Genomic DNA, 20,538 nt, shown 5'->3' with positions numbered 1-20,538 from the left:
ATATCATACGTCCAGCTCCAGCAGCACCGGACAGTGGTCGCTGCCTTCTACGTCAGCGAGAATCTCCGCCCGGCGGATCTTATCCCGCAGGCGGTCGGATACGATAAAGTAGTCGATACGCCATCCTGCGTTGTTCTTCCGGGCATTGAACCGATAGGACCACCAGGAGTAGGCCCCGGTGGCGTCGGGATAGAGGAATCGGAACGTGTCAGTAAAGCCGGAGGAGAGCAGAATCGTCATCTTCTCCCGCTCCTGGTCGGAGAACCCCGCGTTCATCCGGTTGGTCTTTGGATTTTTCAGGTCGATCTCCTGGTGGGCCACGTTCAAGTCCCCGCAGTAGATGACCGGCTTTTGCCTGTCCAAAGAGCTAAGGTAATCCCGCAGGTCGTCCTCCCACTCCATCCGGTAGTCTAGCCGCTTCAGGCCATCCTGGGAGTTTGGGGTGTAGCAGCACACCAGATAGAACCCCTCATACTCTAGTGTAATGAGCCGCCCCTCGTGGTCGTGGAGGTCCTTGTCCATACCGTAGGCCACAGAGATGGGGGTATGGGGGGTAAACACGGCGGTTCCGGAATACCCTTTCTTCTCCGCGGAGTTCCAGTATTCCAGGAGACCCTCCCCAAGGGGGACATCCGCCTGTCCCTGTTCCATCTTGGTCTCCTGCAGACATAGAAAATCCGGCCGCCGCTCCTGATAAAAGTCCAAAAAGCCTTTTTTCATACAGGCCCGCAGCCCGTTCACATTCCAGGATATAAATTTCATTGTTTGCTCCTCTGTTGTTCAAAAATCCCCGTACCCACCCTCGTCTCCGGTCAGTGCTGGGTTGTGCGTGATGCCAGATCACAATGCGGTCATGCATGGTCGGGGCATTACGATAAGCCGGGGAATCGAACCCCCGCGTCCGCCCAAGGACGCATACCAATGGTTGGCTCATTCTCAGCCAAAGAGATCGCACTCGCTCCGGAAACTATCCTTTGTCAGCTTATGACAGTTCTGTGGACCAGTTGGTCTGCTGCAGCTTGTTATCCAAAAGGCGCAGCCGCTGGGCCATCCGATCAGTGTCCTTTTGCAACTGGGCCACGTCTACTGTGCTGAGAATCTTAATCTCAGAGCGGGTTGCCCGGCGGGTGGTCTGCCCCGCCTGCTGAAGAAGATCCCGGTACACGCTGATTTTCAGGGACAGGCAGTCCTTTTTCGCAATCAGTTCCGTAAGGGTGAGACCATCCACCATCGTTCTGCTATTGGTAAGATTGATGCGGACCATCAGTTCCTCCAGCCTAGCGGCGCAGTGCTCCAGTTCCTCCAGAAGCACCTCGGGAGCTTCCGCAGGGCGCTCTCCTTCCTGGACGAGGGCGCTGTTCTCCAGCCGATTTCGGAGCTGCTCGATGCGACGGTTCAGGTCCGCCCGTTCCTGCAGGGCCTCTGCCAGTTTCATGGCGGGATCCTCCTTGTCATTTTTTATGGTTATCATTATAGCCATGGCGGTCTGGTTTGGCAAGAGATGAAATAAAGCGCCCGCCGAAGCGGACGCTCTGAAATGGGCCGTTACAAAAGCCTGCCCTCTCCGCCCATGAGGGTGGTAATCGCTTCTATACGCTCCAGTGGGAACGGAGGCATAGCAAGGGGCTTCAGCGCGATGGACATAAGCTTCACAGGGTTGTCGTCCGCTGCTGACCGGTTGGAACTTAGCTTACCGCACCGGCGGCACCGGTGGATGACCGCCCACTCTCCGTTTTTCCGGACCCAGACCCCGATGGGGTCCATCACGCCACCACACTCGGCGGCCCGGTCCCCAGGCTCCTCATCCATATGCAGGCTGGACAGACAGTTGGGGCAGTGGTTGCGGTAATCGCTGCCCGCCGCCTCCGGCGTCACCAGCCAGCCGCACACCTTACAGGTAAAGCTATCTCGGCAGGGATGTGTCTTATAGTAGCCTTTTTCAAATATTTTCCGTTTATTTTCCCGATTCATGGGGATATTTCCTCCTAAAAGATATCATGTGTTCTTTTGGGAGGCGCGCGAAGCGTTTGGGCGCAAACCTCCCGGTTTAACCCACAAGCTCCGAATCATAATGATAATTCATCTTGGTTTCCTCATTTTCTATTTTTGTCGTCGCCGCGGCCGCAACACCGCCATTATACTGTAAAGTGAGTGGAAAAGGCAAGTTCAGAAACAAAATCGTAATAAAACTGTAAAAAACGCCGTTGCGCTCCCGCAAATAATTCGTTATAATAAGGGAGATTCGATTGAAAAAGGAGGACCCTGCCACCATGCCTCAGATTCACATCCCCCAGGGTTATACTTCCCTGCTGTCCATCTATGAAACACAGAAGGCCATCGGTCTACTCAACCGGCTCTTTGAGGATAAGCTGTCCGGTGCTCTCCGCCTCCACCGGGTGTCCGCCCCCCTGTTCGTCTCCTCCACCTCCGGGCTGAATGACGACCTGAATGGCGTAGAGCGGCCCGTGTCCTTTGACATCAATGGCTGTCAGGAAACCGCGGTGGTGGTCCACTCCCTGGCCAAGTGGAAGCGCCTGGCCCTGAAACGCTACCAATTCCAGGTGGGTGAGGGGCTGTACACCGACATGAACGCCATTCGTCGAGACGAGGAACTGGACTCCCTCCACTCCGCCTATGTAGACCAGTGGGACTGGGAGAAAATCATCTCCAGAGAGGACCGGAACCTGGATTTCTTGAAGCAGACCGTCCGCTCCATCGTGGGCGCCCTGGCCGAGACCCAGTCCTTCCTCCACACCGTGTTTCCCCAGCTGTCCGTCCTGCCCAAGCTGACCCGTGAAGTGACCTTTATCACCTCCCAGGAGCTGGAGGACCTGTACCCCCAGTTGACCCCCAAGGAGAGGGAGCACGCCTTCACCCAGGAGCATCCCGTCACCTTTCTCATTGGCATCGGGGGCAAGCTCCGCTCCGGCCAGCCTCACGACGGTCGGGCGCCCGACTATGACGACTGGTCCCTTAACGGCGACCTGCTGGTGTGGGACAGCGTCAACGGTCAGTCTCTGGAGCTGTCCTCCATGGGCATCCGGGTAGACCCTGAGGCGCTGGACCGGCAGCTCGCTCTGGCCGGCTGTGACGACCGGCGCGGCCTGCCCTTCCACAAAATGCTGCTGAACGGCGAGCTGCCTCTGACTATGGGCGGCGGCATCGGGCAGTCCCGGGTGTCTATGGCCCTGTTAGGCAAGGCCCATATCGGAGAGGTCCAGAGCTCTCTCTGGGATGAGCCCAACCTCAAGGCCGCCGAGGAGGCCGGCGTCATCCTGCTGTAATGGGAGAAATTTACCGGCCCGCTTCATCAAATCCCAGGAAACCCCTTGTCAAAGCAGGGAAAATAGGGTAAAATAAATCAGCTTATTTCAACGATAATGGAGGATGATTCCTATGGCAATGATTTCTGCCAGCGACTTCCGCAATGGCGTGACTTTTGAAATGGACGGAAAGGTCATGCAGGTAGTCGAGTTTCAACACGTGAAGCCCGGCAAAGGCGCCGCCTTCGTCCGCACCAAGATGAAGAATATCATCACCGGCGGTGTCACCGAAACTTCTTTCAATCCCACCGCTAAATTTGAGCAGGCCTTCGTGGAGCGCAAGGACATGGAGTATAGCTACAACGACGGCGACCTGTACTATTTCATGGACATGGAGACCTTTGATATGCTGCCCATCAGCAAGGATCTGCTGGGCGACTCCTTCCGGTTTGTTATGGAGAATACCCCCTGCAAGGTCATGTCCTATAAGGGCAACGTCTTTGGCGTGGAACCCCCCAACTTTGTTGAGCTGGTGGTCACCGAAACCGATCCCGGCTTCAAGGGTGACACCGCTACCAATGTGACCAAGCCCGCTACTCTGGAGACCGGCGCCGAGATCAAGGTCCCCTTGTTCATCAATCCTGGCGACAAAATCAAGATTGACACCCGCACCGGCGAGTATCTGGAGCGTTGCAAGGGTTAAGTGTCCCAGCCGTCGTGAGTCCCACCTAACAACCGTAGGTCGGGGTTTGTCCCCGCCGCCTGAAAAGGAGAACGATTATGACTATTTCCGAAAAAGTCGCCTATCTCAAAGGTTTGGCCGAGGGCCTGAATTTGGATACCGAGAAGTCCAAGGAGGGAAAGCTCATCTCTGTGATGATCGGCATTCTGGAGGAGGTCGGCCTGTCCATCGAGGACCTGGAGGAGAACGCTCTGGCTCTGGGAGAGGAGATCGATGTGCTGTCCGATGACCTGGCCGATGTGGAGTCCGTGGTCTTTGACGAGGATGAGAACGACGAGGAGGACTACGACGACGACTGGTTTGAGGTGGAGTGCCCCACCTGTGAGGAGCCTCTCATCATCGACGACGAGGCTCTGGCGGAGGGCTTTATCCAGTGCCCCAACTGTCAGTCCAAGTTCTCTTTGGACCTGAGCGACGATGTGGTGGAGGCTGACGAGGAGGAGTAACCCCCTTCCCCTCTCTCCCGTTCAAAAAGTGACCGAGGAGGCGCGCCAGACGGCGCGCCTCCTTTTTTTCCTGTGGTCATGAAGCGCCCTCCCCGCGAATAGAGTGACAGGGAGGGGTGATCATCGTTGGGCGAAAAAATGTTGTCGGCGGGCAAGGGGGCGCTCTTCCTCACCGCTGTAGGCGCAGTATCCCAGATACTGGGCTTCGGCTACCGTGTGGCCCTGTCTCGGGCCGTAGGGGCGGAAGTCATGGGGCTATACCAGCTTATCATGCCAGTGTATTCGGTCCTTCTCTCTCTGACCGCCATTGGCCTGACCTCCGCCATGTCTAACCTTACCTCCCAGTATCTGGCCCTGGGCAACCGTAGGGGGCTGTCCCAGACAATGGGCACCTGCCTGCGGGCCTTTTTTCTCCTTCTGCTCCCTCTAGGCGCGCTGGTCATCTGGCTGTCCGACCCCATCTCTGTGGAGCTGTTGGGGGACGCCAGGACCCAGCTAGGTCTTATTCTGCTGGTCCCCTGTGTTGCCCTTACCGGTGTGGAAAATCTACACAAGCACTTCTTTTATGGGGCGGGGCTGGTTCGGCCGCCGGCCATCGTCGAACTGGTGGAGCAGTTCATCCGGACGGCAGCGGTGCTTGGACTGCTGTTCTTCTTTCTGCCTCAGTATCCGGAGCGGGTGGTCGGGCTTATCGTCCTAGGGATGGTGATCTGCGAGGTATTCTCCGCCTGCACCCTGTCCATCCTGTATCGCCGCCGGTTAGGCCGCTTAGGGCTGAACGGTCCAGGGGAAACCGCCCGAATCCGCCGGAAGCGAGTGCTCTCCATTGCCCTGCCTGTAGGGGTCAACGCCCTGCTGGGCAACCTGATGGGAGCGGCCAACGCCACTTTAATTCCCCAGAAGCTGGTAGAGGGAGGGATGGAGCGGTCGGCGGCCATCTCCGAATTCGGTGTGGTCTGTGGCATGACCATGCCCATGCTCTCCCTTCCCATTGTCTTTCTGGGCGCCCTCAATCTGGTCCTGGTCCCCCGTCTGGCTCGGGCCTGCGCCTTAAACTGGCCGGGTGAGGTGCGGCGGCTGTCCTCCCGAGCCATGGCTGCCGTCTCTGTCCTCACTCTGCCTGCCATGGCTCTGATGGTGGTGCTGGGCCCTGACCTGGGCCGGCTCATGTTCAAGCAGGATGGCGTAGGAGAGCACCTGATCCCTCTGGCTGTTACCACCGCCATGAGCTGCTACTGCTCCGTATTGGCCGCCGTCCTCAACGGGGTTGGCCGCCAGAAGGAGGTGGCCGCTGTTTCCCTGCTAGGCGGCGGGGTGCAGCTGGCCTGCACTCTGGTTCTGATCCCCCTGCCTGGCCTTGGAATGAAAGGCTATGTGGCCGGAGCTCTGGTATCCACCGCGCTGGAGCTTGTCCTGTGCCTGTCTCTTGTTCTACGGCACACAGGTCTGCGGCCCCAGCTCTTCCGCTGGATGACTGCCCCTGGGCTGGCCTCTCTCCTGGCCGCATTGAACACCAATCTTCTGCTCCGGTATCTAAAGGCCAGCGGGCTTCCTCCCCTTTGGGCTGGGCTGGGCAGTCTAGCCTTCGCTCTGGTCCTCTACCTGTCCGCTCTTCATGCCCAGGGAGTCAGCCTGCGGGATACACTGCGGGTCAAGTGGTAAACGAAAAAAGGACTGCCGCAAAAAGCGGCAGTCCTTTTAAATGCATGGGGACAGCTTACTTCAGCTCGACCTTGGCACCGGCCTCTTCCAGCTTCTTCTTCAGCTCCTCGGCCTCGTCCTTGGACACGCCCTCCTTCAGAGCCTTGGGAGCGCCCTCGACGGTAGCCTTAGCCTCGGCCAGACCCTGGCCGGTGATCTCGCGGACGGCCTTGATGACCTTGATCTTGGCAGCAGCGTCAAAGCTGGCCAGAACCACGTCAAACTCAGTCTTCTCCTCAGCGGCGGGAGCAGCAGCGCCGCCAGCAGCGGGAGCGGCCATAGCGGCGGCGGACACGCCGAACTCCTCCTCCAGAGCCTTGACCAGCTCGGACAGCTCCAGCACGGTCAGAGCCTTGACTTCCTCGATCAGAGCAGTAATCTTCTCACTTGCCATGATAATTTACCTCCTAATTGTGTAATCAAAATCTAAATTTTTTCTCCCCACCGGGGAGCGGGGAAAGGTACGCCGACTTACTCGGCGGCAGGGGCTTCCTCAGCGGGGGCAGCGGCCTCCTCGGCAGCAGGGACGGCTTCGCCGCCCTTCTCGGCGATGGCCTTCAGCACGATAGCCAGACTGGTGATGGGAGCCAGCATCATGCCCAGAGCCTGAGCCTGCAGAACATCCTTAGCGGGCAATTCGGCCAGAGCCAGGATCTCCTCCAGGGACAGCACCTTGCCATCCATGAAGCCGCCCTTGATGTTGAAGCGATCGCCCAGCTGCTTGGCGTACTTGTTGACCACACGCATGGGAGCGATTGGGTCGCCGGCGCTGGTCGCCAGGGAAGTGGTGCCGTTGAGCACCTCATCCAGGCTTTCCAGGCCCACATTGTTCAGGGCGAACCGGGCCAGAGTATTCTTCACCACGCCATACTGCACCTCGTTCTGGCGCAGCTCGACGCGCAGAGCGGTGTCCTCGGCAACGGTGATACCCTTGTAATCCACCAGCACGCCGCTGGCGGCGCCCTTCAGCTGCTCCGTCAGAGCGGCCACAACAGCCTGCTTCTCAGAAAGGACCTTTGCGTTAGGCATTTTGGATTCACCTCCAGAAATTGTTTCCGCGCAACAAAAAACCTCCGGTCAAAAGACAGGAGGACAGCACCATCAAAAGGTATTCTTTTGAAAGCACTCTCGGCAGGACTTACTCCGGCGGGCCGGAACCTGCTGTCTTTGAACGCGAATGATATTTTATCATCCCGGACAGGCCTTGTCAAGCAAAACCTGTCCGGGCATGACAAACAAAATTGGGGCACAGCGCAGCCGCCAGATCGAGGACCAGGTCCTCCCAGCGGTACGCGCGCGTCTTACATCAGCTTGGCGCCGTTGACTTTCACACCGGGGCCCATGGTGGATACCACGGTGCAGCTCTTGATATACTGGCCCTTGGCGGCGGCGGGCTTGGCCTTAACAATGGCGCCCATGATGGCGTTGAAGTTCTCAGCCAGCTTCTCAGGGCCAAAGGAAACCTTGCCGATGGGGCAGTGGATGATATTGGTCTTGTCCAGACGGTACTCCACCTTACCGGCCTTGATCTCGTTGACGGCCTTGGTCACGTCCATGGTGACGGTGCCGGCCTTGGGAGAGGGCATCAGGCCCTTGGGGCCCAGCACCTTACCCAGACGGCCTACCACGCCCATCATGTCGGGGGTAGCCACTACCACGTCGAAGTCGAACCAGTTTTCCTTCTGGATCTTCTCCACCAGGTCCATCTCACCTACGTAGTCAGCGCCAGCAGCCTTGGCCTCGTCCGCCTTGGCGGCCTTGGCAAAGACCAGCACGCGCTGGGTCTTGCCGGTGCCGTGGGGCAGAACGATGGCGCCGCGGACCTGCTGGTCAGCGTGGCGGGAGTCGACACCCAGTTTCACGTGGAGCTCCACGGTCTCATCGAACTTAGCGGTGGCGGTATCGACGACCAGCTTCATGGCGTCGGCGGTATCGTACAGAGCGTTGCGGTCGATCTTCTTGGCGCTCTCCTGATATTTCTTACCTCTAAACATCTCTAACCCTCCTTACTCGCCCACCAGGATGCCCATGGAACGGGCGGTGCCGGCGATCATGCTCATAGCGGCCTCGATGGAGGCGGCGTTCAGGTCGGGCATCTTGATCTCGGCGATCTTGCGGACGTCTTCCTTGCTGATGGTGGCCACTTTGTTCTTATTGGGCACGCCGGAGGCCTTCTCCAGATTACAGGCCTTCTTGATCAGCACGGGGGCGGGAGGAGTCTTGGTGATAAAGGTAAAGGAGCGATCGGCGTATACGGTGATGATAACGGGGATGATCATACCCACGTCGTTCTTGGTGCGCTCGTTGAACTCCTTGGTAAAGGCGGCGATATTCACGCCGTGCTGGCCCAGAGCGGGGCCAACAGGGGGGGCGGGAGTCGCCTTGCCGGCGGGGATCTGAAGTTTTACATATCCAGTTACTTTCTGTGCCACGAAAGAGCACCTCCATTTGAAAAATGTGGTCGTTTGGCGGAGCGGTAATCGCTCCTCCCACTTGTGCGGGCCGCTTTTGTAGGGCGCGGCGACCCTGGTGCGCCATTTATGACCCAACCTGAAGCATGCGGCGCGCCATAGCCGCCGCATCCTGCGTCCAGTCGGTCATTGTCAGGAATTTGCGGGCTCCACCTGGTCCAGCTCCAGCTCCACGGGGGTCTCGCGTCCAAACATGGACACTACCACCCTAACCTTGCCGCGCTCCAGGTCAATTTCTTCCACGGTGCCCAGGAAGGACTCCAGGGCGCCCTCGGTGATCTTGACCGTGTCGCCCAGCTGATAGCTGACTACGATCTCGCGCTTCTCCACCCCAAGGGCAGCCACGTCGTCTTCAGACAGGGGGATGGCCTTATTGCCCTCGCCCAAAAATCCGGTGACGCCGCGGATATTGCGCACCACGTGCCAGGTCTCGTCGTTCATCACCATCTTGACCAGGACATAGCCGGGAAAGACCTTCCGCTCCACGTCCTTGGGACCGTTGTCGGTAATCTCGGTAACCGTTTCCATGGGGATGCTGATCTCGTGGATCAGATCTCTCATGTTGCGGTTCTCCACATACTTCTCGATGGTGGCCTTCACCGTATTCTCATACCCGGAATAGGTGTGTACCACATACCAGTTCGCGTTGTCAGCCATAGTCCGCGCCCTCAGCCCAGCAGGGAAAGGATCAGGCCGATCCCCTTGTTGGCCACCAGGTCAAACAGCCAGATAAAGATGCCAACCACGACCACACAGGCGATGACGATCAGGGTGTTGTTGACCGTCTGCTTGCGGGTGGGCCACTGGACTTTCTTCAGCTCGCTCTTCATATCCTTGAGCCACTTGCCAATGCGGGCAAAGACGCCGGGCTTGGACTTTTTCTCGGACTTCTTGTCCTTCTTGGCCTTGTCGGCCTTGTCAGAAGCAGTCTGGGCAGTCTGCTCCAGCTTCTCGTTCTCAGCCATGTTGCTACCCTTCTTTCCTTTCAGCCTGTGAGGCTCCAATTACTTGGTCTCATTGTGGACGGTGTGCTTTCTGCAGAAGGGGCAGTATTTGTTCAGCTCCAGGCGGTCAGGGGTATTCTTCTTGTTCTTCATGGTGTTGTAGTTTCTCTGCTTGCACTCAGAGCACCGCAGGGTGATCTTAATGCGCGCGCCGGCTTTGCTTGCCATTTGTTCGGCACCTCCTTTTGAATTTACAGGGACCGCCGCAGCGGCCCGCGTTGAGTCGGACGGGAGAAAAAGCGTTCCTAAAACAGAAAACGCCGGACCCGGCCATATTGCCAGATCCAGCGACACAAGGGCGCAATACGCCATGGTCTACGGTGGGATCCGGCTCTGTTGCCTCCCTGTGTTCCAAGTATGGCCAAGGGGGTCGGACGTCAAACACCGTAAAAATGCGCACGACAAAAAAGCCCCTTTTCACAGGTATGGGATACTATATCATCTTTCCCGCTATTCGTCAAGCTATTTTTTATTTTTTATAAGTTAAGGTAAGAAACGGGATGGGCGGCGGGCCCCTATTTGTAGGACCCGCCGCCGCAGTCTACTCAAATATTCGCTTCAGTCCGCCAGCTTATCCAGCAGGGCAGCCAGCTCTTCCAGCTTGGCGTCCGGGTCGCCGGAGGCGGCCGCCTCCCGGACGCAGCAGTCCATATGGGCCCTGAGCACCATCCGGTTGGCCTTTTTCAGGATGGACTGGGCGGCCATGATCTGGCTGGATACATCCAGGCAGTAGCGGTCCTCCTCCACCATCTTCAAAATGCCGTCGATCTGCCCGCGGGCGGTCTTTAGCAGCCGGTTCACCTGGGCGTGGTCTGCCTTCACTTGACAGACACCACCTCATAGCCTGCCTCGGTGACGGCGTCGGTAAGCACCTTGTCATCCACTTCCTTAGATAGGGACAAAACGGCGGACTTATCCTCCAGACTCATCTCTACCTTGTCCACTCCGTCAATGGCGGACAGGGCCTTCTCCACCCGTCCGGTGCAGTGGCCGCACATCATGCCCTCGATTATCATGGTCTTGTTCATCGTTTCTGTTCCTCCTTGCTCTGTTTCCTTTATCTCCAGGGGGCAGGCTCCCTCCCGGGCGCTCCGCTCCTCTGTGGGCGGGGATTTGAATTTGCTTTTGAAAAAGCGCAGGCGCAGGGCATTTGTCACTACGCAGACCGAGCTTAGGCTCATGGCGGCAGCGGCAAACATGGGATTGAGCTGCCAATGGAGGGTGGTGTAAAATACACCGGCAGCCAGAGGAATACCCAGCGAGTTATAGAAAAATGCCCAGAACAGGTTTTCTTTGATGTTTCGGATGGTGGCCCGGGACAGCTCCACTGCGGAGGCCGCGTCCAGCAGGTCAGACTTCATCAGCACGATGTCCGCGCTTTCGATGGCCACGTCAGTCCCGGCTCCGATGGCCAGTCCCACATCCGCCCTGGCCAGGGCGGGGGCGTCGTTGATGCCGTCGCCCACCATGGCCACTTTCCTGCCCTGATCCTGGAGCTCCTTTACCTTCCGCTCCTTGTCCTGGGGCAGAACCTCGGCCATCACCTGGGTCACCCCCAGCTCTTTGCCAATGGCGTCGGCAGTGCGCCGGTTGTCGCCGGTGAGCATAACCACGTCCAGCCCCAGCGTCCGGAAAGCTGCCACGGCGGCCGCGCTGGAGGGTTTGGGGGTGTCCGCTACCGCGATAAGGCCCAGCACCCGCTCCCCGTCCGCAAAGTACAGAGGCGTCTTTCCCTGGGCGGCCAGAGTGTCCGCCTGGACCCCAAATTCGGCCAGGTCCACTCCAGCCTCCTCCATCATCGCCCGGTTTCCCCCCAGGAAGTATCGGTCTCTGATGGTTGCCCGCACCCCTCGGCCATGGACGGCCTCAAAGTTGCCCACCGAAGTGATGGGCAATTTCCTGCTCCTGCTCTCCTCTACGATGGCGGCAGCCAGAGGATGTTCCGACGGCCCCTCCAAACAGGCTGCCAAGGTCAGCAGGCCGTCCTCCTCCAGATCAGCCGCCGGCAGGATATCGGTCACCACCGGCTTTCCCTGGGTCAGGGTGCCGGTCTTGTCCAGTACCACCGTATCAATGGTGTGGAGGGTCTCCAGCGCCTCAGCGGATTTGATGAGGATGCCGTTTTCCGCTCCCTTTCCGGTCCCCACCATAATGGCCACGGGGGTGGCCAGCCCCAAGGCACAGGGGCAGGAAATGACCAGCACCGCCACGCCGGCAGTGAGAGCTTTTGTCACGTCCCCGCCGGTGACAACCAGCCAAACGACGGCGGTGACCGCGGCGATCAGCATTACCACCGGGACAAAGACACCGGCTACCTTATCCGCCAGCTTGGCGATGGGAGCCTTGGAGGCAGAAGCCTCCTCCACCAGTCGGATCATCTGAGCCAGAGTGGTATCCTCCCCCACCCGGCTGGCCTCAAAGGTAAAGAAACCGGATTTGTTGATGGAAGCGGCGGCCACCTTATCCCCCACAGATTTGTCCACAGGGAGAGACTCCCCGGTGAGGGCAGACTCATCCACAGCGGATTGGCCCTCTACAATCACGCCGTCCACTGGGATGGACTGGCCCGGCCGGACCACCACTCGGTCCCCCACCTGGACCTCTTCCACGGGAATCTCCACCTCCACCCCGCCCCGAAGGACAGAGGCCGTCTTGGGCGCCAGGTCCATCAGGCGGGTGATAGCCTGGCTGGTCTTGCCCTTAGAGCGGGTCTCCAAAAATTTCCCCAGGGTAATCAGGGTCAGGATCATTCCAGCAGACTCGAAATACAGGTCCATGTGGTAGCGGGCCACCCGCTCCATATCCCCGTGGCCCAGTCCATAGCCCATCTGGTAAATGGCGAACACGCCATAGATAACCGCGGCGATGGAGCCCACGGCGATCAGGGAGTCCATGTTGGGCGCCCGATGCCAGAGCGTTTTAAAGCCCACCTTGTAATACTTATCGTTGAGATACATGATAGGCAGAGTAAGGAGCAGCTGGGTCAGCCCGAAGGCTACGGCGTTCTCATGTCCCAGCAGGAAGGCAGGCAGGGGAGCGCCCATCATGTGGCCCATTGAGATATAGAATAGGGGAATGAGAAAGACGAAGGACCAGATCAGCCGGTGCTTCATAGAGGCCAGCTCCCGTTCCATGGTGTCGTCTTTTTGCGGGGCAGCCGCCTTTCCTTTTTCCTGGGGCAGGGAGGCGCCATAGCCAGAGGCGGTGACCGCCTGAATGATATCCTGTGCCGTGACGACACCTTCGTCGTACTCCGCTACCATGGAGTTGGTCATCAGACTGACCGCGGCACTTCTGACGCCCTCCATCTTGCTGACCGCCTTCTCCACATGGGCGGAGCAGGCGGAACAGGTCATGCCTGTGATATTGAATTTTTGCTTCATCGTATCACCTCGTTGCGCTGTCCCCCTCCGCCCATATGGGGTGCGCCGCGCTCCACACTGCGGAGGCGGCACAAATTCGGAGCGGAGGATTTTCGGGGGCGGCTCTGCTGCCTTAGAGATTACAGTGCGCGTGCCACCATTCAAATAGAACGGTCTGAATGGGAAACGGAGCAGGCGCTGCCTGTTTGATTGAATTCCTGCTTCCTGTCCTCGCTCCACCATATCCTCCAGCTTTGCCGCTCAAAGATATCGCTTTCCAAGGTATCGCCGGCTTATTTATACCCCCCCTGGGTGGGGTGTATATATCATACCCTGACATCTCAGCTTTGTCAAGAGGATAGTATGGGCGTTTTTCCGGATCTTATCAAAAGAGCCGCACGGCTGTACACCGCGCGGCTCCTTAGTCTGTTACTCCGCTGGACGGTCTTCGGATAAATCCAGACCGCTAATCAATTCTCTTAAGGGCAGAATGAACTCTGGGGATATGGACAAGCTGTCCACCCCCATCCGGAGGAAGGTCTCCGTCAAATCAGGATCTGCCCCCAGATCTCCACAGATCGACACCCGGAGCCCGTGCCGGTGTCCCGCCTCCACGGTGTGGCGGATCATCCGCAAAACGGCTGGGTGCCGGGGATCGTAAGCGCCGCCGGTGCGGCATCGATCTGCCGCCAGAGTATACTGGGTCAAATCGTTGGTCCCCAGGGAAAAAAAGTCCGCCTCTAAGGCCAGCTCATCCGCCAGCACAACGGCGGCAGGCGTTTCCACCATGATCCCCACTCTCACTTCTCCCGGCTCCCAGCCCTGGCTCTGCAACTCACTTCGGCACTCCTCCAGGATCTCCCTTGCCCTCCGGACCTCCCACGGGGCTGTCACCATGGGCAGCATCAGGGAAACTGGTCCCAGAGCACCAGACCGGAGAATAGCCCGGAGCTGTGGGCGAAACAGGTCGGGACGGGCTAGGGACAGCCGGATACCCCGGCATCCCAAGGGGGAGCTGTCCCCCTCAAGCCCCAGACAGGGGGCCTGTTTGTCTCCCCCCACATCCAAGGTCCGGATGACCACCGGCCGGCCAGCCATCGCCCGCACCACCTGGGAATAGGCGGCAAACTGTTCCTCCTCATCCGGACAGGTATCCCGGTCCAGGAAGAGGAACTCACTTCGGAACAGCCCCACGCCCTGGGCGCCCTTCTGCCGGGCCAGCTCCCCCTCAGCGCCGCTGCCAATATTGGCCAGCAGCGGCATCTCCCGGCCATCCAAAGTAACTGTATCCCGGTCTCTCCACTGGTTTAACCGCAGCCGCTCCTCCCTGCCCTTACGGGCCATCTGCTCCCCCTCCTCCACTATCTGCTCTGTGGGGTCAAGGTACAGCCAGCCCCGGTCTCCATCCAGCATGGCTGTTCTTCCCTGCCAGTCCTCCTGGATTTCTACCCCCATCACAGCCGGGACGCCCATGGCCCGGGCCAGGATCGCGGTATGGCTGCTGGCCCCCACATCTCGGGTAACCAGCCCCAACAGCTTGTCCCGGTCCAGTCCGATCAACTGGCTGGGGGACAATTCCTCTGCCGCCAGAATGGACGGCTCCCCGCCCAGCAAGTCCTCCTCCCGGACTCCGGTAAGCAGGTCCGCCACCCGGTGCGTAATGTCCCTCATGTCGTCGGCCCTGGCCTGCATATACTCGTCCTCCATAGCGGAAAAGAGGGCGGTGAACCGCGCTCCCGCCCTCTGAACCGCTCGGCAAGCTCCCTCTCCCCGGCGAATGGAGGTGTGCACCGCCTCCTGGTAATCCGGGTCCTCCAGCAGCATCTGGTGGATGCGGAAAATGGCAGCCGCCTCCATCCCCGTCTGGTCCAAGGCCCGTCCATAGAGGTCCTCCAGCTGGTCTATGGCGCCGCGCCGGGCGGCCTCAAAGCGGTTCAGCTCCTCCTCCGGGGACAATGTCGGCCCGGCTGTATCAGTTCGGCCCATTCGGGGACAGATGCGGATGGGACCTAAGGCAATTCCGCCGATGCTCCATGTCCCCCTGATCGCCTCCATGAAACCAGCCTCCTTTACAGGTTCTCCCGGAAAAAACGCTCCAGGACCGCTATGGACCTCTCCTCATCTCCCCCTTGGACGGTCACGGTGATCTGATCCCCCTGGCGCACGCCCAATGTCATCAAGGCGATGATCCGGGTAGCCTCCACCGCTGTCCCTCCTTTGATTATGGCAACCGTGCTGTCCAGGCCTCTGGCTGTCTGGACCAATAGGCCAGCAGGCCGGGCATGGAGGCCCAGCGGGTCCTTTACCGTGTACGGAAACTGCTTCACCTGGTCACTCTCTCCTTTTCCCTCAAGACTCACAGTTCCTCCGCCCTGGGCATAGCCGGGATCGCTCCGCTTCTGGAGCAGGTGATGGCAGCCGCTCGGTTGGCATAGGTCAGAATGTCCCGCAGCTCCTCTGCCGTCAGCCCCGCCATCGGCTCCCTTCCCCGGCTGCACAGCCGGGCCAGCACAGCCCCCAGGAAGGTATCTCCGGCTCCGTTGGTGTCAGCGACCTGGACCGAGGCACCGGGGACAGAAAAGCTCTCTCCCCGCCAGCGGCAGAAGGCCCCCCGCTCCCCCAGCGTGACCAAGATCAGGGAAATGCCCCGCTCTTCCAACAGGCGGCTGCCCTCCTCTGGGTCCCGCGTGCCGGTGAGGAGGGGGAGCTCCTCCTCTGACAGCTTGATCACATCCACCAGGGGCAGAGGTATGGCCATCCACTGGGCGGCCTCCTCTGGATTCTTCCACAGGGGCGCCCGATAGTTGGGGTCATAGCTGACCAGGACGCCCGCTCGGTGGGCGTGGCGGGCAGCGAAAATGGTAGCGTTTCGCTCCAGTCCCGCCGTCAGGCTCACCGAGCCAAAATGGAGAAATTTGGTGCGGCCCAGAGCCTCCTCATCCACCTCCTCCGGGCTTAAAGTGCAGTCGGCCCCCCGGATGAACTGAAAGTCCCGCTCTCCCCGCGAGTCTACCGACACCACAGCCAGGGTGGTGGGCTGGCTGCCCGTCCGCAGGCCGGAGCAGTCCACGCCATTTTCCTCCAGCACCCGGCGCAGGTAGGCGCCAAAGCTGTCCCGGCCCACTTTTCCAAAAAAGGCGGTCTCCGCCCCCAGCCGCGCCGCCGCTACCGCCACATTGGCGGGGGCTCCTCCTGGATTGGCGGAAAAGGCTGGGATTCCCTGATCTGTTGTTCCCGTCTGGGTCAGGTCGATGAGGACCTCTCCAACGCTTATGATATCTCTCATAATGCCGCCGCCTTCTTTCTCTTCTTTTCCTTCCAGACCAGGCAAGCCCACCAGCACAGGGACACCAGATAGAGGTAGACCGCCAGGGGCAGCGCTGACGCTCCCACCCCAAGGGTGGTCAGCGGGACGCTGGCGGAGATGGCCCAGGGCACCAGACCGGCTAGATTAAGCACAGAATTTCCGAGATTGACCGCCAGTTCCATGGAATCCAGGCCCCGCCGGCGGTACTCCCCCTCCATCAGTTGGGCCCCCATCACAATGCCCACAGCCTGGTTACAGAACAGGCCGCAGCAGCCAAAGGACAGCAGGATGTGGACGGGGAACAGACCTACCCGGTCTACCAGATGCCCCACCCGGTCAGTCACCGGATCCAGCAGCCCGGTCCCGTTGAAGATACCAGAATAGGCGCAGGACAGGACCACAGTCAGCACGACGTTGATCATGGAACTCAGGCCTCCGCCGGCCATAATGTCCGCCAGACCCGGTTGAGCTGTCTGGTAGCCCGCCAGACAGGCCAGCAGCAGTTCACCCAAATCCATCCCTTGGACGAACAGGGCGCAGATGGCGGCCAGGACACAGCTGACAGCGATGGACAGGAACGCGCTTATTTTGAGCCAGGGCAGAAGGAGCACGGCGGCGGCTGGAAGAAGTGTCACCCAGCTCAACTGAAAGCCGCTCTCTAAAGCCTCGATGATGCGGCTGTCTACCTGCCGGATGGGACACAGGATGGATAGGACACCGTAGACAGCCAGCGACAAAGCCATGGGCAGAGGGGTAGCGCGCCACATCTCGTGCTGAAAGGCCCTCTGCTCCGCCCCTGACACCGCCGCTGTCAGCGCCGCGGAGGAGGAAGCGGGGGACAGCCGCTCTCCCACATAGATCCCGGATATGATAGCCCCGGCGGTGACGGTTAGATCGGCCCCGCCGCTGCGGGCGATGGCCATCAGGATCACTCCCGCGGTGCCCACTACACCGAAGGAACTGCCAAAGGCCAAGCTGAACAGGGCTGGCAGCAAAAAGGCCACCAAGATGAAGGTCCTGGGTGTGATGAGTTGTGCGCCTCCCCAGACGAAGAAGGCCACCGTCCCCCCCGCCCGCCACAGGGCGGTGAGCAGCCCGATCAGGACCAGGATACGCAGCACCTTTACTGAGGTCTTCATTCCAGTCAGGGTCATTTGGACCAGGTCAGCCGCCCGGTGTCCCCGGTGCAGCCCGACCAGGAAAAAGCACACCAGCCCCACCAGCAGGGCCAAAAACTGGGGCAGCCCCATGACCATACAGCAGGCCACACAAGCCAGGAACACCCCAAACGCCGCAAAAAGATCCACTTTTTTCTCCCCTTTTATCCCTCTCCGCCCGAGATGGGACACTTTTTCATCCCGCAATACTACAATCGTGCCATGCCGTCGGTCCGCTCGGTCCCCTCCTCAGGGCTGTCAGTCCCGTTGTGTCCCGCCTGTTTGCCGCCATTATAGCATTTTTTCGCTCCAGTGTCATCCGGTTTTTCAGCATGGCCCACCATTTCCTTTTCGTCCTGTCCCCCCTTTCTTTTCCAAAAAAGGTATGGTATAATAAATTCTCAGAGCATATGGGACAATACTATTTTTCGGGGCCGGGCCGCTGTCCGACCATTTTGTTGTGCGCCTCCCTCTCCCTGGAATCGTTCCTATGCCCTTGGCATACTGGAGCATATTATAATAGGGAAAGGCGGAATCTTTTTGGACAACCTCGTACTCATCGGTATGCCTGGTTCTGGCAAAAGCACTGTGGGGGTTCTGCTGGCCAAGGCCCTGGGGTTGAGCTTTGTCGATGTAGATCTGGTCATCCAGCGGCGGGAGGGCGCCCTTCTTCAAGAAATCCTGGATACTCAGGGGGCCGAGGCTTTTCTGGACGCGGAGGAGGAAGCTGTTCTCTCCCTCCAGTGTCAGAACGCGGTCATTGCCCCAGGGGGAAGCGCGGTATGCCGGGAAAAAGGCGCGCTGTATTTGAAGGAACTGGGACGGGTCATCTATCTCCGCGTCCCTCTGGAGGAGCTGGACCGCCGCATCCAGGATCTGGCCACCCGGGGCATTGCCATGGCTCCGGGACAGGGCCTGGCGGATTTAATGGCCTATCGAGGCCCCCTTTATGAAAAATATGCCGATCTCATCGTCGATTGCCTGCCTGGTCAGACTCTTGCCCAGACTACGGGTGCGGTTCTGGACTGTCTGTCCCAGGACCTCTCTGCCCCAGCCCACGGGGTCAATGTGGGCCAGACGGCAGCGATCCGGCTCCGTTCTGAATCAGAAAAGGAAGGATCCAATGACATTTCGTGATTTGGGGCTCAACGCCCCCATCCTGCGTGCCCTGGAGGAGCAGGGCTATGCCAAGCCCTCTCCCATCCAGGAGAAGGCCATTCCCCCTGCCTTGAAGGGCCGGGACGTACTGGGCTGTGCCCAGACTGGCACGGGCAAAACCTGCGCCTTTGCCGCCCCCATTCTCCAGCGGCTGGCCGCCTCTCCCGCCGCCGGCCGTCCGATCCGTGCCCTGATCCTCACCCCTACCCGCGAGCTGGCCATCCAGATCGGAGAGAGCTTTGCGGCCTACGGCAAGTATCTGAAGCTGCGCCACACCGTCATTTTCGGCGGCGTGGGTCAAGCCCCCCAGGCCGAGGCGCTGAAGCGGGGGGTGGATATCCTGGTAGCCACTCCGGGCCGGCTCATTGATCTCCACGACCAGGGGCTGATCTCCGCCAATCATCTGGAAATTTTTGTCCTGGACGAAGCCGACCGGATGCTGGATATGGGCTTTATCCACGACGTGAAAAAAATACTCAAGTGGCTGCCCCAAAAGAAGCAGACGCTCTTTTTCTCTGCTACCATGCCCCCGGAGATTACCGAGCTGGTAAACTCTCTGCTGAAGGATCCGGTCAAGGTCGCGGTAGATCCGGTATCCTCCCCGGTGGATGCCATCCACCAGACCGTATACTTCGTAGACCGGGGCAATAAGACCCAGCTTCTGGCGCTTCTGGTGGAACAGTTGAAGGTGAAGAACGCGCTGGTCTTTACCCGGACCAAGCATGGGGCCAACAAGGTGGCCCGGGACTTGGTCAAAGCGGGGATCCCCGCCGCCGCCATCCACGGCAATAAGAGCCAGACCGCCCGGCAGCAGGCTCTGTCTGACTTTAAGGCTGGCCGGATCCAATGCCTGGTGGCCACTGATATCGCCGCCCGTGGGCTGGACATCGAGGAGTTGTCCCACGTCTTTAACTACAATCTGCCCGAAGTCCCGGAAACCTATGTCCACCGCATCGGCCGCACCGGCCGAGCGGGCCGGGAGGGCATGGCCGTGGCCCTGTGCGATTTCTCGGAAAAACCCCTGTTGAAGGATATTGAGAAGCTTATGGGACGAAAGGTCCCTGTGGTGGAGGACCACCCCTGGCCTATGAAGGTCTTTGAGGCCCCCAAGCGGGACAAAAACGGCAAGCCCATCAACGCTGAGGACGCCGAGGCCCGGGCCGCTGCCAAAGAGCTGCGCCGGATGCGGGACCAGAGCCAGAAGGAGACCCTCCAGCGCAAGGCGGCCCAGGCCCAGCAGAAGGGCCAGGAGGCAGGAGAGCAGGAGGAAAAGCGTTCCCGCTCCCGCCGCCGGAAGAAAAAGGCCGGTCAGTCTGAAGGGGTGCCCCCCGGCACCGCACCTGCCGCCCTCCAGGATTACGAAAGTCCCATCCGCCGCTCCGAACCACCCAAGCGAGGAGTACGTCCCGGCACGCTGATGGACACCGGCGACGCCATGCCACGCACCGATTTCCACCGGCCCAACCCTCTGGACAGCGATGTCATCATGGACGCCACCGCCCGGCTTCTGGCGCCCCGGCGCTCCCCCCTGGTTCCGTCTCGCGGCGGGAGTGACCGAAAGGAGAGCCGTGCCGGCAAGGGACATGGCAGCAGAGAGGGCCAGCCGGCCCCCCAGCCCGGTCAGGAGCACCGGCAGAAGGCCAAGTCCCGCGCCGGGCAGCAGTCCGAGTCCAAGGGGGCTGCGCCCAAAGGCCCGCTGGAAAAGAAGTCCGGCGGCAAGAAGCGGACCTCCCGCCCCGACAGGCGCCATTCCCAGCCACTGGAACCCCGCCGGAATGGTCAGCCTAAGGACTCCACCGAGCAGCATAGCCTGATGAAGCCCTATTACTTGGATATTGGCAGATGATCCCGGTGGACGGAGCAGAGGGGCTCTCTCCCGCTTCCATGTCCGCTCCCAGTCAATTTGTCTTACAAAATACTATTTAAT

Annotated in this window: 23 protein-coding genes; 6 read left to right on the top strand and 17 right to left on the bottom strand. The window is 59.8% G+C overall.

Features of this window, described 5'->3' with window-relative positions; all coding sequences use genetic code 11:
• Window positions 1-3 precede the first annotated feature (3 nt).
• The 3 genes from MCG44_RS03155 to MCG44_RS03145 all read right to left on the bottom strand — a co-directional run bounded on the left by MCG44_RS03155 (window position 4) and on the right by MCG44_RS03145 (window position 1,971).
• Window positions 4-762 carry an exodeoxyribonuclease III gene (locus MCG44_RS03155; RefSeq protein WP_186852239.1) on the bottom strand — a complete coding sequence of 253 codons (759 nt, stop codon included), beginning with the start codon at window positions 760-762 and terminating at the stop codon, window positions 4-6.
• Between the two features lie 220 nt (window positions 763-982).
• Window positions 983-1,435: a DIP1984 family protein gene (locus MCG44_RS03150; RefSeq protein WP_186852240.1), complete on the bottom strand. Its 453-nt coding sequence runs from the start codon at window positions 1,433-1,435 to the stop codon at window positions 983-985.
• Window positions 1,436-1,545: 110 nt separating this feature from the next.
• Window positions 1,546-1,971 carry an RNHCP domain-containing protein gene (locus MCG44_RS03145; RefSeq protein ID WP_186852241.1) on the bottom strand — a complete coding sequence of 142 codons (426 nt, stop codon included), beginning with the start codon at window positions 1,969-1,971 and terminating at the stop codon, window positions 1,546-1,548.
• Between the two features lie 299 nt (window positions 1,972-2,270).
• On the opposite strand from MCG44_RS03145, the gene asnA reads away from it, so the two are divergent.
• The 4 genes from asnA (at window position 2,271) to MCG44_RS03125 (ending at window position 6,113) form a co-directional block, all read left to right on the top strand.
• Entirely contained in the window at window positions 2,271-3,284 is a 1,014-nt protein-coding gene (gene asnA / locus MCG44_RS03140; RefSeq protein WP_240286759.1) for an aspartate--ammonia ligase, read from the top strand.
• 118 nt (window positions 3,285-3,402) lie between these two features.
• Window positions 3,403-3,966, top strand: coding sequence for an elongation factor P (gene efp, locus MCG44_RS03135; protein WP_240288873.1), 564 nt, complete (start codon window positions 3,403-3,405; stop codon window positions 3,964-3,966).
• A gap of 77 nt (window positions 3,967-4,043) precedes the next feature.
• The gene (locus MCG44_RS03130; RefSeq protein WP_147571057.1) at window positions 4,044-4,451 is read left to right on the top strand and encodes a CD1247 N-terminal domain-containing protein; all 408 of its coding nucleotides are present in this window, start codon (window positions 4,044-4,046) and stop codon (window positions 4,449-4,451) included.
• Window positions 4,452-4,577: 126 nt separating this feature from the next.
• Window positions 4,578-6,113 (top strand): oligosaccharide flippase family protein, encoded by a 1,536-nt coding sequence (locus MCG44_RS03125; protein WP_240286757.1) that lies wholly within the window; start codon window positions 4,578-4,580, stop codon window positions 6,111-6,113.
• Between the two features lie 55 nt (window positions 6,114-6,168).
• Here the strand turns inward: MCG44_RS03125 and rplL are convergent, their stop codons facing one another.
• The 14 genes from rplL to MCG44_RS14875 form a co-directional block, all read right to left on the bottom strand.
• Window positions 6,169-6,546: a 50S ribosomal protein L7/L12 gene (rplL, locus tag MCG44_RS03120; RefSeq protein WP_147571058.1), complete on the bottom strand. Its 378-nt coding sequence runs from the start codon at window positions 6,544-6,546 to the stop codon at window positions 6,169-6,171.
• A 77-nt stretch (window positions 6,547-6,623) separates the two neighbouring features.
• Entirely contained in the window at window positions 6,624-7,181 is a 558-nt protein-coding gene (gene rplJ / locus MCG44_RS03115; RefSeq protein ID WP_240286755.1) for a 50S ribosomal protein L10, read from the bottom strand.
• Between the two features lie 272 nt (window positions 7,182-7,453).
• Complete coding sequence (gene rplA / locus MCG44_RS03110; protein ID WP_147571060.1) at window positions 7,454-8,146, bottom strand: 50S ribosomal protein L1; 693 nt, start codon at window positions 8,144-8,146, stop codon at window positions 7,454-7,456.
• A 12-nt stretch (window positions 8,147-8,158) separates the two neighbouring features.
• Window positions 8,159-8,584: a 50S ribosomal protein L11 gene (gene rplK / locus MCG44_RS03105; protein WP_147571061.1), complete on the bottom strand. Its 426-nt coding sequence runs from the start codon at window positions 8,582-8,584 to the stop codon at window positions 8,159-8,161.
• Window positions 8,585-8,755: 171 nt separating this feature from the next.
• Entirely contained in the window at window positions 8,756-9,280 is a 525-nt protein-coding gene (gene nusG, locus MCG44_RS03100; RefSeq protein WP_147571062.1) for a transcription termination/antitermination protein NusG, read from the bottom strand.
• 11 nt (window positions 9,281-9,291) lie between these two features.
• Window positions 9,292-9,588, bottom strand: a complete 297-nt coding sequence (gene secE, locus MCG44_RS03095; RefSeq protein ID WP_147571063.1) for a preprotein translocase subunit SecE — start codon at window positions 9,586-9,588, stop codon at window positions 9,292-9,294.
• 39 nt (window positions 9,589-9,627) lie between these two features.
• Entirely contained in the window at window positions 9,628-9,795 is a 168-nt protein-coding gene (rpmG, locus tag MCG44_RS03090) for a 50S ribosomal protein L33 (RefSeq protein ID WP_008980220.1), read from the bottom strand.
• 390 nt (window positions 9,796-10,185) lie between these two features.
• Window positions 10,186-10,449: a metal-sensing transcriptional repressor gene (locus tag MCG44_RS03085; protein WP_186852243.1), complete on the bottom strand. Its 264-nt coding sequence runs from the start codon at window positions 10,447-10,449 to the stop codon at window positions 10,186-10,188.
• Window positions 10,446-13,010, bottom strand: coding sequence for a heavy metal translocating P-type ATPase (locus MCG44_RS03080; RefSeq protein WP_240286753.1), 2,565 nt, complete (start codon window positions 13,008-13,010; stop codon window positions 10,446-10,448). Before MCG44_RS03080 ends, MCG44_RS03085 begins: the two co-directional genes overlap by 4 nt.
• A gap of 408 nt (window positions 13,011-13,418) precedes the next feature.
• A complete protein-coding gene (gene ptsP / locus MCG44_RS03075) occupies window positions 13,419-15,044 on the bottom strand; it encodes a phosphoenolpyruvate--protein phosphotransferase (protein ID WP_240286751.1) in 1,626 nt (541 codons plus the stop codon).
• Window positions 15,045-15,058: 14 nt separating this feature from the next.
• The gene (locus tag MCG44_RS03070) at window positions 15,059-15,316 is read right to left on the bottom strand and encodes an HPr family phosphocarrier protein (protein ID WP_147571067.1); all 258 of its coding nucleotides are present in this window, start codon (window positions 15,314-15,316) and stop codon (window positions 15,059-15,061) included.
• Between the two features lie 29 nt (window positions 15,317-15,345).
• Window positions 15,346-16,275: a carbohydrate kinase family protein gene (locus MCG44_RS03065; RefSeq protein WP_240286749.1), complete on the bottom strand. Its 930-nt coding sequence runs from the start codon at window positions 16,273-16,275 to the stop codon at window positions 15,346-15,348.
• The gene (locus MCG44_RS03060) at window positions 16,272-17,603 is read right to left on the bottom strand and encodes a Na+/H+ antiporter NhaC family protein (protein ID WP_240286747.1); all 1,332 of its coding nucleotides are present in this window, start codon (window positions 17,601-17,603) and stop codon (window positions 16,272-16,274) included. Before MCG44_RS03060 ends, MCG44_RS03065 begins: the two co-directional genes overlap by 4 nt.
• Before the next feature lie 59 nt (window positions 17,604-17,662).
• Window positions 17,663-17,797, bottom strand: coding sequence for a hypothetical protein (locus tag MCG44_RS14875; RefSeq protein ID WP_263858374.1), 135 nt, complete (start codon window positions 17,795-17,797; stop codon window positions 17,663-17,665).
• A 196-nt stretch (window positions 17,798-17,993) separates the two neighbouring features.
• Between MCG44_RS14875 and MCG44_RS03055 the strand changes: the two genes are divergently transcribed.
• Both MCG44_RS03055 and MCG44_RS03050 read left to right on the top strand, forming a co-directional pair.
• Window positions 17,994-18,590: a shikimate kinase gene (locus tag MCG44_RS03055; protein ID WP_147571070.1), complete on the top strand. Its 597-nt coding sequence runs from the start codon at window positions 17,994-17,996 to the stop codon at window positions 18,588-18,590.
• The gene (locus MCG44_RS03050; RefSeq protein WP_240286745.1) at window positions 18,577-20,457 is read left to right on the top strand and encodes a DEAD/DEAH box helicase; all 1,881 of its coding nucleotides are present in this window, start codon (window positions 18,577-18,579) and stop codon (window positions 20,455-20,457) included. The genes MCG44_RS03055 and MCG44_RS03050 overlap by 14 nt, the downstream gene beginning before the upstream one ends.
• Window positions 20,458-20,538: the final 81 nt, after the last annotated feature.

It is taken from the genome of Lawsonibacter sp. OA9 (assembly GCF_022440585.1).
The sequence above is the reverse complement of the archived record's forward strand: the minus strand, read 5'-3'. Positions and strand labels throughout refer to the sequence as shown.